We start from the raw sequence: 13,995 nt of genomic DNA, 5'->3' as shown, positions 1-13,995 counted from the left end.
ACCTCGGAGTTCTTCTGTTTGACTTTGGTCGGCTGCGTCTGTTGTTTATATGCGACAGCTTGGGGTGGTTCTGCTGGGGGGAGTCGCCCGGCGCCCGGCTGGTCGATGGGGACCTCGACCAGCCGGCCGTCCGGGCGCCGGTACATTGCGCGTGCCGTCCGACAGCCTGTCCTGTCAGTGCTGCACGCATCGACTGCCACGACAGCCCCTGCGAGTGTGGTGTCCAGGACACCACACCCCGGGCCTACGGACGCGGCTGCTAGCGGACGCGGCCGTACATGTTCGGGTTGTACGCGCTGAAGCTGGAGACGCGGACCTGCTTGCCCGGGCGGGGGGCCTCGATGTACTTGCCGTCGCCGAGGTAGATGGCGACGTGGTGGATGCCCGAGGAGCTGCCGTTCGAGGTCCAGAACACCAGGTCTCCGCGGCGCAGCTCGGAGCGGGAGATCGGGGTGGTGGCCCGGTACTGGTCGGAGGCCACGCGGGGGAGGGTGATGCCCGCGGAGCGGTACGCGGCCTGGACCAGGCCCGAGCAGTCCCAGCCGCGGGGGCCGTTGCCGCCCCAGACGTACGGGTCGCCGAGGTGGCTGTTGGCGAAGGAGATGGCGCCCTCCGTGCCCTGGCGGATGGGCGTTCCGGAGGAGCCCGACGAGCCCGACGAGCCCGAAGAACCGGACGAGCCCGAGGAGGAGCCGGAGCCGGAGCCGCCGGCGAAGCGCTCGTACTTGTCCTTGTGCTGGGTCCAGCGCCACCAGCCGGTGGCGTCCTTGTACCAGTACACGCGGTCCGTCGCGTCCCAGCCCGCGCGGCCGCGGAAGGTCGGCTCGGAGGTGCGTACGGAGGAGGGCGAGGAAGAAGAGGAGGAAGAGGGGGCTGCGGTGGAGGAACCGCCGCTGTTCGCCGCGTACTTGCTGTAGTGCTGGGTCCAGCGCCACCAGCCGGTCGCGTCCTTGTACCAGTACTTCGAACCGTCCCAACCGGCGTGCGCAGGGGCCGGCTCGGCGGAGGCGGCGCCCACTCCGGTGCCCATCAGCAGCGTGGCGCCGACGGCCGCGACCACGGCGCCGCGCAGGGTGCAGCGACGGCGGTGGGCCGCGGCGGCCGTCATGGCCGTCGTGCCGCGCGCGCAGCCGGTGCAGTCACAGCTGTCGGGTATTTCCTCGGTGAAGTCGGGCGTGCGCATGCATGATTCCTTTTCCATCGGGGGTGTTGTCAACGCGCGTCGGCGGCAGGGCCGCGCGCCGTGTAGAAGGCCACGGTCAAGTCCTTGACCAGGGCCTTGCGTTCGTAGTCGTCCAGGCTCACGAGCCCGCGGTCCGACATCCGGTGAACGGTGTCGTCGACGGCGTCGAGCACGGAGGTGAGGACGGAGTCCCGGTGCCGCGCGTCGATCGAGGCGACCCGGCGGCGCTGCATCGCGGCGGCGACCTCGGGGGCGTACTCGACGTGCAGCGGCCGGGCGGAGAAGACTTCGACGCCGACGGCCTTGCACTCGGCGGCGAGCAGCCGGGTCAGCTCGTCGCCGACGGCCTCGGTGTCGCGCAGGGTTTCCGGTCCGTCCGCTTCCGGGCCGAAGGAGTCGGCGGGCATCCGGGAGAGCACCCGGGCGGTCGCGGACTCCACCTGTCCGCGCAGGTACGCGGTGTGGTCGTCGACCGCCAGCAGCGCGCGGGCGGTGTCCCTGACCCGCCATACGACGAGGACGACGGACCGCAGAGCGGTGCCCTCGGAGTCGACGACGCAGAGCGGCTCGCTGCGCCAGTGGCGCAGCCGGACGTCGACGCGGGTGTGGCGGGGCAGCGGGTTGGACCAGATGAGGCCGGTGCGCCGGATCGTGCCGCGGTAGCGGCCGAACAGGGTCAGTGACCAGGCCTGGCCGGCGCGGCCGCGCCGCAGTCCGCAGAGCGCGGCGAGCGCGAGGAGTGCGCAGCACGCGACGACGGCCAGGGGCCAGGCCTCGGCGGGGGAGGTGGAGGGGCGGAGCTCCTCGAACCGCGCGAGGACGGCGGCGCCGCCCGTGGCGAGCGCGGCGGTGAGCAGGGCCCACCAGCCGGAACAGGCCCGCGCGGGGTGTTCGGTGAGCTCGGGGTCGAGCACGGCGGGCAGGGCCGGGGCCGCTGTGGCCGGAGGGGCGGGCCGGGGTATCGCCGCGCGGGCGGGGGCCTGCCGAAGGGTGTCCGGGTCCGCCGGTGCGGGGCGGCCGGGCCGGCGGGGTCCGCCCGGGCCGCTGGGGCCCACGGAGGTCGCGGTGCGGGAGCCGACCGGTCCCTCGTCACGGAAGAGGGGGCCGAGGACGAGCGGATCCCGGTACGGACGCACGGCCAGACTCCCGCGCCCGGTACGGGCGCCGGGGGCGGAGACCGAGCCGGAGCTGGAGCTGGGGCCGGAGCGGTCGACCGAGCCGGGGCCGAGGGCCGAGCCTGAGCTGGAGGCCGGGCCTGAGCTGGCGCCCGAGCCCGAGCTGGAGCCCGAGGCCGAGGCTGAGACGGGGCCTGAGGTCGAGTCGAAGTCGAAGCCGGAGCCCGAGCCGGGGCCGGGGGCCGAGCCTGAGCTGGAGGCCGGACCTGAGCTGGCGTCCGAGCCCGAGCCCGAGCCCGAGCCGGGGCCCGAGCCGGCGCCGGAGTTCAAGCCGAAGCCCGAGCTGGGGTCGGAGGCCAAGCCGGCGCCGGAGGCTGAACCATGGCCGGAGGCCGGTCCAAGGCCGGAGCTAGGTATGTGGGCGGAGGCAGGCATGCGGGCGGAGGCCGCGTCATCGGGTGTGCCGGCGGTGAAGAGGTCGGAGCCGGTGCGCGGGGTGGATATGTGTCCGGGGGTTCGGGACCCTTGCTCCGTCCCTTCCGCCGCCCCTCCTTCCACCCCTCCCCTCGGTATTCCGGCCGGTTCTCCGGTCGTCTTCGGCGCTTGCGACAAGCCACACCCCACACAGCCGTGGGCGTCAACGACCCCGTGCCGGGGGTTTCCTGACGCCAGCAAAGATGATCATGAACGTATCGATCTTCGCGAAATCGTACAAGTCGCCTATTCGGCTAAAGTCACGACAGGCCGGGACTTTGGGCCTTTTTCGGCTCGCTATCCGGCGTTCAGGGGCGCCGCTAGCGCACAGGAGGAGCGGGGCCCGTTCGACACGCCGCACCCGGCCTCCGCGTACCGCGAACCCGCACCCGGCCTCCGCGTACCGCGAACCTGCACCCGGCCTCCGCGTACCGTCCCGACAAGCTCCCGCAGGGGCCGCCGCAGACCCCCGCGGACCCCGACAGACCGGCACGGACCGGCACGGACCGGCGAAGGGTGAGACCCTGAAGATGTGGCCGAAAGGGGAGTGACCCCCCAGGTCGAGTGGCCTGCCCGGACGGACACGAGCCTCGCGCTCAACCACATGGGCACCTTCGACTGGGACCTCGACAGCGGGCAGATGTTCCTGGACACCACCGCCCTCGAGGTCCTCGACCTGCGCCCCGAGGAGTTCACGGGTACCCCCACCGGACTGCGGGCCCGCCTGGCGCCCGGCGAAGAGGCCCGGCTCGACGCGCGGGTCGCACAGGCGCTGAAGGCCGGCCACAGTCACTACGGGGCCTACGTGCGCAGCCGCGACCGGGAGGGAACCCCGGGCTGGACCCATGTCCAGGGCCGCATCCTGCGGGACCCGCACGGGCGTCCGTACCGGATCATCGGGATCCTCCGCGACGCCGTCCACGACCCCGGCGAGCCCGGCGCGGCCGGTGAGCGCGACGAGGGCCGGCGCCGCATGACCGGGGTCATCGAGCGGACCACGGCGATCCTGGCGCACGCCCGCACCGTCAACGACGTCACCGACGTCCTCAAGGACCCCGAGGCCCTCGGCCACCTCGGCGCGGTCAGCGTCATGCTCGGCGTGGTCGACGGCGGCCGGATCCACCTGGTCGCGGAGGGGCAGCTCGGGGCGTACGTACCGGAGACCGAATACACGCGGATCGACGCGCCCCTGCCGATGAGCGAGGCGGTACGGACCCTGCTGCCGGTGTACCTGGGCTCCCGCGAGGAGTTCCAGCGCCGCTACCCGGACCTCTGGCCGTACATCGAGCCGCTGGCCGTCCGCAGCGGGGTCTACCTGCCGCTGATCGCCCAGGGCCGGCCCGTCGGCGCGCTCGGACTGCTCTACACAAGGGAGGGCGACTTCGACGCCGAGGAGCGCAACGTGCTGATGGCCCTAGGCAGCGGCATCGCGCAGAGCCTCCAGCGGGCCATCCTCTTCGAGCAGGAGCACGACCTCGCCGAGGGCCTCCAGAAGGCCATGCTGCCGCGCCGGATCCCGGAGGTGGCGGGTGCGCTGATCGCCGTGCGGTACCGGGCCGCCCGGATGGGGCGGGACATCGGCGGCGACTGGTACGACGTGGTCCCGCTCGGCGAGGGCCGGGTCGGCGTGATGATCGGCGACGTGGAGGGCCACGACACGGACGCCGCCGCCGTCATGGGCCAGCTGCGCATCGCGCTGCGCGCGTACATCGCCGAGGGCCACACGCCCGGCGCGGCCATGGCACGGGCCTCGGCCTTCCTGCGGGACCTGGAGACGGACCGCTTCGCCACGTGCACGTACGCCGACATCGACCTCACCAGCGGCATGGCCCAGCTGGTGCGTGCCGGGCACCTCGACCCCGTGGTGCGGCGCGGCGACGGCAGTTGCCACCGGGTGCAGGTGGCGGGCGGGCTGCCGCTGGGCCTGCCGACGGGCGAGGCGGGGGCGCCCGGTGCGGGTGCCTCCCGCGGCGACCCGGGTGCTTCCGGTGACTCGGGTGTTTCCGGCGCCGCCGGTACGGGATATCCCGTCACCAGCCTCGAACTGCACCCCGGGGACACCTTGCTGCTGTGCACGGACGGGCTGACCGAACGGCCCGGCGGCGACCCCGACACGGGTGTGCGCGAGCTCATGGAGGCGGTCCGGGACGGGCCGGCCGACGTGGAGGAACTCGCCGACGTGCTGTGCGACCTGGTCGGGGACTCGGGCGGCGGGGACGACATGGCCCTGCTCCTGCTGCGCCGGCGCGGCACCCCGCTCCCGCGCGGCGGGGGCCCGCTGCGCCACCGCCTCACCCCCGGGGACCCGGACGCTCCGGCGATGGCCCGCCACCTGATCCGGGCCGCCGCCGCGGCGTGGGGTGCGTGGGACCAGGCCGACGAGATCGAGCTGGCGGCGGACGAGCTGATGACCAACGCGCTGGTCCACACGGACGGTGTCGGCGGGGTCAGCATGCGGCTGACCCCTGAGGGCCGGATCCGGATCGAGGTGGAGGACACCAGCAGCGCGCTGCCCCGGCGCCGGGAGGCCGACGACTGGGCGGTGTCGGGACGCGGCCTGATGCTGGTGGACCGGCTCGCGGACGCCTGGGGCGTGGAGCCGCGGGGCGGGGGGAAGTGCGTGTGGTGCGAGTTCGCCGTCCAGTCTCCGGTCCTTGCGAACCTTGCGGGCCTTGCGGATTCCGCGGACTCCCTGGACTCCGTGGATTCCACCCTTCCGGATTCTGCTCTCGCGGATCCCGTCCTCGTGGATCGGCTGCTCCCGGATCCCGTCCTCCCGGATCCCGGCCTACCTGATCTCGCCCTCCCGGATCCCGTAGTACCGGATCCCGCGCCTCCGACCCGGGAGCCCGGCGCCGTGTAGGCACGCGGGCCCGCCGGGGCGGGTGGCGCTGAGCGGGAGCCGGAAAGAGGGCGGGTGGGTTTCGCGGGCTACTCGGCCGCGTACGGGCCCTGCGCCCCCTTGGCGATCTGCATCGCCGTCAGCCTGTGCACGAAGCGGATCGCGAGGACGGAGGCCGCGAGCAGTACCACCCCGTACACGGCGGCGGCGGTGGCCGCCGTCGCGAGCCCGGCCGCGTCGTCGGCGCGGTCGTAGAGGGTGCCGAAGACGCGGTTGGCGAACAGCGCGGTGATCCACACCAGCCACCACGTGGTGATGGGGGCCGTAGAGAGGGGCCGGTGGGCTGCGTCCGGCCCGCGCAGCAGGCTGGCGGCCCAGATCTCCTTGGCCATCTTGTACGGGATGCGGAGGAAGGCGAAGGGCACGAACCAGCCGCCGATGGCCCAGGCGGCGGACCGGGTGACGGCGTCCCGGCCGAGGACCAGGGCGTTGTGGTGGACGCGGTGGAACCAGGTGACGAACAGGGCCGCGGTGACGATCAGCAGCGGAATCTCCAAGAGGCCCGCCAGGGCCATCAAGGTGTCCGCCAGGGTGCCGCCGTCCTCCGTTCCCGCATCCGGGTAGCTCCCGTTCCGCAGTGCCGAGCCGAGGTACAGGCCGGTTCCGGTCAGGAGCAGGGCGTACAGGCCGGAGAGTGCGAGCAGGACGGTCGTGGCCGTCGCGAGCCCCCCGGGCGGGCGCAGCAGAGCGAGGGGCTCCGGGGCGAACTCCGGCAACGGCTCGTCGACGGGCTGCGGTGAGCCGGTCGCGCTGAAAGACATGAAGTCGTACCCCCGGGAAAAGGTGACGTGCGGCGAAAGCCCGCCGGCCCGCCGCCATGTGGTCACGGTCGAAATGTGGTCACGGTCGAAGATGTGGCCGGCCCAAGATTTCAGACCGCACCTTTGGATGACTTGGATCGCCCGGCCGGCTTCCCGGGGCGGGTGCGGGCGAATGGCTGATAGTCACAGGATTCGCGCTGTGTTCATGTACTCATATGCACGGGGCTGGCCGATCCTGCCTGGATGTCCCCCCTACGTCCCCTACGTCCCCTGCGCCCGCTGTTGCCCGTCATGCTGCCGGCCCTGCTCACCGTGCTGCTCGTGGCCCCGGCGCCCCCGTCGGCCCACGCCTCCGGGAGCGGCAAGGGCGAGGGGATCGAGACGGCCCGTACCGCCCGGCAGATCGCCCCCGGGGTGCGGCTGGAGTCGTACGACCGGCTCGAAGCCGACCGGTGGCTGCGCATCGACGAACTCGACGTGCAGTTGGCGGGTACGGGTACGGGTGCGGGCTCCGGTGTGCGCGTGGAGTACCTCGGCGGCCGGGGGCTCGCCACCGTCTCCGACTCCGCCGCCCGCCACCCCGCCGGGCCGGGCCGCCGCGTGGTCGCCGCCGTGAACGGCGACTTCTTCGACATCCGGGGTACGGGCGCCCCGCTCGGCCCCGGCATCGGCGCCGGACGGCTGCTGCACGCTGCCTCGCCCGGCGCCGGACAGGCCGTCGGATTCCGCGCCGACGGGCCGGGCCGGGTGCTCCGCCTGGCCCTCGACGGGAGCGTCACCCTGCCCGGTGGCGCGGTCCGCCCGCTCGCCGGTTTCAACACCGCGCGGCCGCCCGCCGAGGGCTTCGCCGCCTACACCGCCGACTGGCCGGCGGACGGACTCCCCGCGTCCGGACCGGCGGTGGAGCTGCGCGACGGCCGGGTCGCGGCCGTGCGTGCGGCGGTACGCCGGCCGGCGCGCCGGGAGCGTCCCGCACCCGGAACCACCCTGCTGGTCGCCGCGGGCACGGCGGCGCCGGAACTCGCCGCCCTGCGCCCCGGGGACGCGGTCGCCGTGGCGGCCAGGCCGGTGGCGGTCGGGGGCGGGCCGCGCCCGGCGAGCGCGGTCGGCGGCCGGGAGGAGCTCGTGGTGGCCGGGGTCCCGCAGAACCACGACGGCGAGCCGAACAACGCGGCCGCGCCGCGCACCGCCGTCGGCTTCTCCCGCGACGGCCACCGGGCCCGCCTGGTCACCGTGGACGGCCGCCAGCGCGACAGCGGAGGCCTGACCCTGACGGCGCTCGGCCGACTGATGCACCGTCTGGGCGCCCACGAGGCCCTCAACCTGGACGGCGGCGGTTCCTCGACCCTGCTCGCGGCGCTGACCGGGGAGTCGGCCCTGACCGTGGAGAACTCCCCGTCCGACGGCCGCCGCCGCCCGGTCCCCAACGGTCTGGTCCTGACCGTCCCGGCCGGCACCGGCCGCGCCACCGGCTACCGGATCGAGCCCGTCGGCGGCGCGGCACGCGCCTTCCCCGGCCTGACCCGGACCCTCAGGGCCACCCCCTACGACGCCCACCTCGGCCCGGTGCCCGCGCAGGCGGCGGCTCCGGGGTGGTCCCTCCCGGAGGGCCGGGGCCGGATCGATTCCAGCGGGGTCCTGCGCGCGTCGGGCCCCGGCTCGGTGGAGGTGCGGGCAGGCCTCGGAGCGGCGAGCGGGGCGCTCCGCCTCGACGTGCTCGGGGAGTTGACCAGGGTCCGGGCCGTGCCGGAGCGGATCGGGCTCGCGGAGGAAGGGGAGACCGCGCGCTTCGTCCTGACCGGGTACGACGCGCAGGGCGCCGCCGCCGTGGTCGAACCCCGGGACGTGGAGCTCGACTTCGACCGTTCCCGGTGGAAGGTGGCCGACGACGGGCGCGGCGGATTCACGGTGACCGCCCGAGTCGCGAACGCCACGGGTGAGTTGCGCGCCACGGTGCGCGGGATCCCGGCCGTGTCAGGTGCCTTGGGCGGATCAGTCGCATCCCGCGCATCCGACGTATCCCGCGCATCCGGCGCATCCGGCGCATCAGCCGAGACGGCCACCTCGACAGCCACGCGAACCTCCGGTGCCCCCGGTGCTCCCAGTGCCTCCATGGCCCCGGCCCGGCTGGCCCTCGGGGTGGGCCTGTCGGACGTGCCCCTCGCGGATCTGGAGGATGCCGCCCGCTGGACCGGTTCCGGCGCCGCGCCCGGGGAGGGCCGTCCCGGCCGGGGGCTCGCCCTCGCACCGCCCGCCAGCGGCGGGACCGCCGCCGCGACCCCGCCCCGTCCCCTCCGGGTCCCCGAACTGGCCCGCTCGCTCTCCCTCTGGGTGCACGGCGACGGTTCCGGGGCCCGGCCCGCAGTGGAACTCGCCGACGGCGAGGGGGCCGCCGTCACCCTGCGCGGGCCCGCCGTGGACTGGACCGGCTGGCGGGAGATCGACCTGCCGCTCCCGGCGATGGCGGAGCGCCCGTTCACCGTGACCCGGCTCGCGGCCACCGGCCCCGCGGCCACCCGCGCCAAGGCCGGTGCCGGAGCCGCCCCCAAGGCCCCCGCGGCCACCCACGCCAAGACCCGTGCCGGAGCCGCCCCGAAGGCCCCCGCGGCCACCCGCGCCACGACCCCCGCCGCAGCCGGCGCCAAGCCCCCCGCCGGAGCCCCCGCCAAGGCTTCGGCCAAGCCCGCCGCCCCGCGGCTGCTGCTCGACACCCTGGCGGCGCGGACGCCGCCGACCGGTGTGGTCCGTACGACCGACGCCCCTGATCCGATCGTGGCCACGGCGGCCCGGGTGGACTCCCGGCCCTGGCGGTTCGCGGTCGCCCCCGCCGGTGCCCGGCCGGCCGCGGCCTCCGCCCGGACCGCGGCCGTCGACTTCGCGCTGACCGGCACCGGCCGCCCGGCCTTCGTGCACCGGGGAGTACGGTTCCTGCCGCTCGGCTCCACGCGCCCCACCCTCGCCGGCGGCGGGCTGGAGCGGATCACGGCCCTGCGCGCGGCCCTCGCGACGGCCGCCCGGGAGCCGGGCACGGGTGCGCTGGCCGTCGTAGAGCCGTACGCGCCGCAGGCCGTCGACCGCAAGGAGGCCGCCCTGCGCCTGCGCCTCCTGGCGGAGTTCCGCCGGGCCACCGGCAAACGGGCCGTGGTCCTCACCGTCGGTGCGCCCCGCTTCGCGGCCGGTCGTACCGAGGGCGTGTTCACCGTGGCTGCTCCGCGCACCGGCCGCACCGTGATCGGCGCCGACGCCTTCGCCGCGGGCGACTGGCTCTCCGTACTGCCGGCCGCCGGCCGGTGACCCGCCGGCCGGTGACCCGCCGGCCGGTGACCCGCCGGCCGGTGACCCGCCGGCCGGTGAACCGGTGACCCGGTGAACCGGTCAGGAACGGAGAAGCCCCGGCCGCCCACCCGCCCGTAGCGTGAAACCCATGGACATCAACCTTTCGCAGTGCTTCATCGCCGTCGACGACCACGACACGGCGGTCCCCTTCTACCGGGACGTCCTCGGACTGGAGGTCCGCAACGACGTCGGCTTCGAGGGGATGCGCTGGGTGACCCTCGGGTCGCCCGCGCAGCCCGATGTGGACATCGTCCTCGAACCGCCCGTCGCCAACCCGAACGCCTCGTCCGCCGACCGGGAGGCCATGACGGAACTGCTGGCCAAGGGCCTGCTGCGCGGTGTCATCTTCAGCACCGACGACTGCGACGCCACCTTCGAACGCATCCGGGCCGCCGGCGGTGAGGTGCTCCAGGAGCCGATCGACCAGCCGTACGGCGTCCGGGACTGCGCCTTCCGCGACCCGGCCGGCAACATGCTCCGGTTCCACCAGCCGCGCAAGCGCTGAGATCCACCGCCCCTCTTACCTGGCGCCGCCCCGAATGACACCGCCGATCGGGTAGACAGGGGAGCGTTGCCGCGACCGCGAAGGCGGCGCCGGCCCGACACGGCGGCGTCAGCCCAACAGTATGGAGACACGATGAGCAAGGTCACGAGGACGGGCGCGCAGTCACCCGAGCCGCACGCCGCCGACGTCCACGACCTGATCCGCGTACACGGCGCGCGGGTGAACAACCTCAAGGACGTCAGCGTCGAGATCCCCAAGCGCCGGCTCACGGTCTTCACCGGCGTGTCCGGCTCGGGCAAGAGCTCCCTGGTGTTCGACACCATCGCCGCCGAATCGCAGCGGCTGATCAACGAGACCTACAGCGCCTTCGTCCAGGGCTTCATGCCCACCCTGGCGCGGCCCGAGGTGGACGTGCTCGACGGGCTGACCACGGTGATCACCGTCGACCAGCAGCGGATGGGCGCCGATCCCCGCTCGACGGTGGGCACCGCCACCGACGCGAACGCGATGCTGCGCATCCTCTTCAGCAGGCTCGGAAAGCCGCACATCGGCTCGCCCAAGGCGTTCTCCTTCAACGTGGCCTCGATCAGCGGGTCCGGGGCGGTCACCATGGAACGCGGCGGGGAGACCGTGAAGGAGCGGCGCAGCTTCAGCATCACCGGCGGCATGTGCCCGCGCTGCGAGGGCCGGGGCTCGGTCAACGACATCGACCTCACCGCGCTGTACGACGACACCAAGTCGCTCAGTGAGGGCGCCCTCACCATCCCCGGCTACACGATGGAGGGCTGGTACGGCCGCATCTTCAGCGGCTCCGGCTTCTTCGACATGGACAAGCCGATCCGCAAGTACACCAAGCGCGAGCTGAGCGACCTGCTCCACAAGGAGCCGACCAAGATCAAGGTCGAGGGGATCAACCTCACCTACGAGGGCATCATCCCGAAGCTCCAGAAGTCGATGCTGTCGAAGGACGTGGAGGCGCTGCAGCCGCACATCCGGGCGTTCGTGAAGCGCGCGGTGACCTTCAGCGTCTGTCCCGACTGCGAGGGCACCAGACTCAGCGCGGGGGCCCGGTCCTCGAAGATCAAGAAGATCAGCATCGCCGACGCCTGCGCCATGCAGATCAGCGACCTGGCGAAATGGGTCCGGGACCTCGACGAGCCCTCGGTGGCCCCGCTCCTCGCCACGCTGCGCCAGACCCTCGACTCGTTCGTGGAGATCGGGCTGGGCTACCTCTCCCTGGACCGGCCCTCGGGCACGCTGTCGGGCGGCGAGGCCCAGCGCGTCAAGATGATCCGCCACCTCGGCTCCTCGCTCACCGACGTCACCTACGTCTTCGACGAGCCCACCGTCGGCCTGCACCCCCACGACATCCAGCAGATGAACAGCCTCCTGCTGCGGCTGCGCGACAAGGGCAACACGGTGCTCGTCGTGGAGCACAAGCCGGAGACGATCGCGATCGCCGACCACGTCGTCGACCTCGGCCCCGGCGCGGGCCAGGGCGGCGGCACCATCTGCTTCGAGGGCACCGTCGAGGGGCTGCGGGCGGGCGACACCATCACGGGCCGGCACTTCGGCGACCGCGCGAGCCTCAAGGAGACGGTGCGCGAGCCCAACGGAAAGCTGGAGATCCGCGGCGCGAAGACGCACAACCTGCGGGGCGTCGACGTGGACGTACCGCTCGGGGTGCTCGTCGTGGTCACCGGCGTCGCCGGCTCCGGCAAGAGCTCGCTCGTCCACGGCTCGATCCCCACGAGCGAGGGCGTGATCTCCGTGGACCAGGGTGCGATCCGGGGTTCCCGGCGGAGCAACCCGGCGACGTACACCGGCCTGCTCGACCCGATCCGCAAGGCCTTCGCCAAGGCCAACGGCGTCAAGCCGGCCCTGTTCAGCGCGAACTCCGAGGGCGCCTGCCCCGGCTGCAACGGCGCGGGGGTCGTCTACACCGACCTGGCGATGATGGCCGGCGTCTCCACCATCTGCGAGGAGTGCGAGGGCAAGCGCTTCCACGACTCGGTCCTGGAACACCACCTCGGCGGCCGCGACATCAGCGAGGTCCTCGCGATGCCGGTCACCGAAGCCGCCGAGTTCTTCGGCGCCGGCGAGGCACGCACCCCGGCCGCGCACAAGATCCTGGAGCGGCTGGCGGATGTGGGCCTCGGCTACCTCAGCCTCGGCCAGCCGCTGACCACCCTCTCCGGCGGCGAGCGGCAGCGCCTCAAGCTGGCCACGCACATGGCGGAGAAGGGCGGGGTCTACGTACTCGACGAGCCGACCGCAGGCCTGCATCTCGCCGACGTCGAGCAGCTCCTCGGCCTCCTCGACCGCCTCGTCGACTCGGGCAAGTCGGTGATCGTGGTCGAACACCACCAGGCGGTCATGGCACACGCCGACTGGATCATCGACCTCGGCCCCGGCGCCGGCCACGACGGCGGCCGGATCGTCTTCGAGGGCACCCCCACCGCCCTGGTCGAAGGCCGCACCACCCTCACCGGCGAGCACCTGGCCACCTACGTGGGCGCCTAGGGCCTGTCGTCACACTCCGAAAGAGGCGGCCTAGAGCCGTACGAGGGTGACCTCGGTCGCCTTCACGCTGGTCCACACCGCGGCGCCGTCGACGAGTCCCAGTTCGGCGGCGGCCTCGGGGGTGATCTCCGCGACGAGGTCGGGTGCCTGGTCCGAGCCGACGAGCACGCGCAGGCGGCTGCCGACCGAGGTGATCTCCCGTACGGTTCCGGGCCATACGTTACGAGGGCTGCCGCTCGGCCGGTCCCGGTGCACGGACACCGCCTCGGGGCCGATGATGGCGAGCGCCTCCGCACCCTCGGGCAGCGCCTCGGCCACCACCAGGCGGCCCCCGGCGGCGAGGTCCAGCCCGTCGGCCGAGGCCGTGCCGGGCCAGGCGTTGCGCCCCAGCATCCGGGCCACCCACGGGGAGCGCGGGTGCCGGGTCACCTCGGAGGGCGGAGCGTCCTGCAGGGTCCGCCCGTCGGAGAGTACGAGGACCCGGTCGGCCAGGGACACCGCCTCGACGGGGTCGTGCGTGACGATGAGGCAGACCCCGCCGAAGCCGGCCAGATGGGTGCGCAGGGTGTGCCGGACATGGGCGCGGGTCGTCTGGTCCAGGGCGGCGAGCGGCTCGTCGAGCAGCAGCAGCCGGGGCCGGGCGGCCAGCGCGCGGGCCAGCGCCACCCGCTGGGCCTGCCCGCCGGAGAGCTGGGCGGGCTTGCGGTGGGCGAGGTGCCCGACCCCGAGCCGGTCCAGCCAGGCCTGCGCCTCGGCCCGGGCCTCGGCCCGGGGCACCCGACGGGCGCGCAGCCCGTACGAGGTGTTGGCGAGCGCGCTCAGGTGCGGGAACAGCGCCCCGTCCTGGGGGACCCAGGCGACCTGGCGCCGGTGCGGGGGCAGTCCGGTCACATCGGCGTCGCCGAGCCGGAGCTCGGCGTGGGCGCGGGGGGTCAGACCGAGCAGGGCGCGCAGCAGGGTGGTCTTGCCGGCGCCGTTCTCGCCGACGACGGCGATGGTGGTGCCGGGTTCGGCGTCGAGGGTGAGCTCGTTGAAACCGGTGACGGTGGCGTGCAGCGGCCAGTGCCCGCCGTCGGCCGGAGACCCGGCCGACGACTGCGCCGCCTCCGCGGGCGAGGACGCCGGGGAGGCGGGGGAGAGCGGAGCCCCGGGCGGTACGGGGCCCACGGGATCCGGGCCGACGGCCTCCTCGGCGC

Annotated in this window: 8 protein-coding genes; 4 read left to right on the top strand and 4 right to left on the bottom strand. The window is 74.0% G+C overall.

Annotated elements, in window-relative coordinates; translation table 11 throughout:
• Positions 1 to 259 precede the first annotated feature (259 nt).
• Positions 260 to 1,183, bottom strand: coding sequence for a C40 family peptidase (locus ACFVX6_RS38740; protein WP_389699289.1), 924 nt, complete (start codon positions 1,181 to 1,183; stop codon positions 260 to 262).
• 29 nt (positions 1,184 to 1,212) lie between these two features.
• Positions 1,213 to 2,319: an SPFH domain-containing protein gene (locus ACFVX6_RS38735; protein ID WP_389699288.1), complete on the bottom strand. Its 1,107-nt coding sequence runs from the start codon at positions 2,317 to 2,319 to the stop codon at positions 1,213 to 1,215.
• Between the two features lie 985 nt (positions 2,320 to 3,304).
• On the opposite strand from ACFVX6_RS38735, the gene ACFVX6_RS38730 reads away from it, so the two are divergent.
• The gene (locus ACFVX6_RS38730; protein ID WP_389699287.1) at positions 3,305 to 5,635 is read left to right on the top strand and encodes a SpoIIE family protein phosphatase; all 2,331 of its coding nucleotides are present in this window, start codon (positions 3,305 to 3,307) and stop codon (positions 5,633 to 5,635) included.
• Positions 5,636 to 5,703: 68 nt separating this feature from the next.
• Here the strand turns inward: ACFVX6_RS38730 and ACFVX6_RS38725 are convergent, their stop codons facing one another.
• Positions 5,704 to 6,435 carry a DUF4328 domain-containing protein gene (locus tag ACFVX6_RS38725; RefSeq protein ID WP_389699286.1) on the bottom strand — a complete coding sequence of 244 codons (732 nt, stop codon included), beginning with the start codon at positions 6,433 to 6,435 and terminating at the stop codon, positions 5,704 to 5,706.
• A gap of 243 nt (positions 6,436 to 6,678) precedes the next feature.
• Here ACFVX6_RS38725 and ACFVX6_RS38720 point away from each other — a divergent pair, with 243 nt between their 5' ends.
• From ACFVX6_RS38720 to ACFVX6_RS38710, 3 genes are all read left to right on the top strand, one after another.
• Positions 6,679 to 9,729, top strand: coding sequence for a phosphodiester glycosidase family protein (locus tag ACFVX6_RS38720; protein WP_389699285.1), 3,051 nt, complete (start codon positions 6,679 to 6,681; stop codon positions 9,727 to 9,729).
• Between the two features lie 130 nt (positions 9,730 to 9,859).
• The gene (locus ACFVX6_RS38715) at positions 9,860 to 10,276 is read left to right on the top strand and encodes a VOC family protein (RefSeq protein WP_389699284.1); all 417 of its coding nucleotides are present in this window, start codon (positions 9,860 to 9,862) and stop codon (positions 10,274 to 10,276) included.
• A 132-nt stretch (positions 10,277 to 10,408) separates the two neighbouring features.
• Entirely contained in the window at positions 10,409 to 12,799 is a 2,391-nt protein-coding gene (locus tag ACFVX6_RS38710) for an ATP-binding cassette domain-containing protein (RefSeq protein ID WP_389699283.1), read from the top strand.
• 30 nt (positions 12,800 to 12,829) lie between these two features.
• Here ACFVX6_RS38710 and ACFVX6_RS38705 read toward each other — a convergent pair.
• A partial coding sequence (locus tag ACFVX6_RS38705) for an ABC transporter ATP-binding protein (protein WP_389699282.1) occupies positions 12,830 to 13,995 on the bottom strand: 1,166 nt, incomplete at its 5' end.

The organism is Streptomyces sp. NPDC058289, assembly GCF_042880975.1.
Lineage (GTDB): Bacteria > Actinomycetota > Actinomycetes > Streptomycetales > Streptomycetaceae > Streptomyces > Streptomyces stoeckheimensis.
Note: the sequence above shows the minus strand (reverse complement) of the source record. Positions and strands in the feature narration are given on the sequence as shown.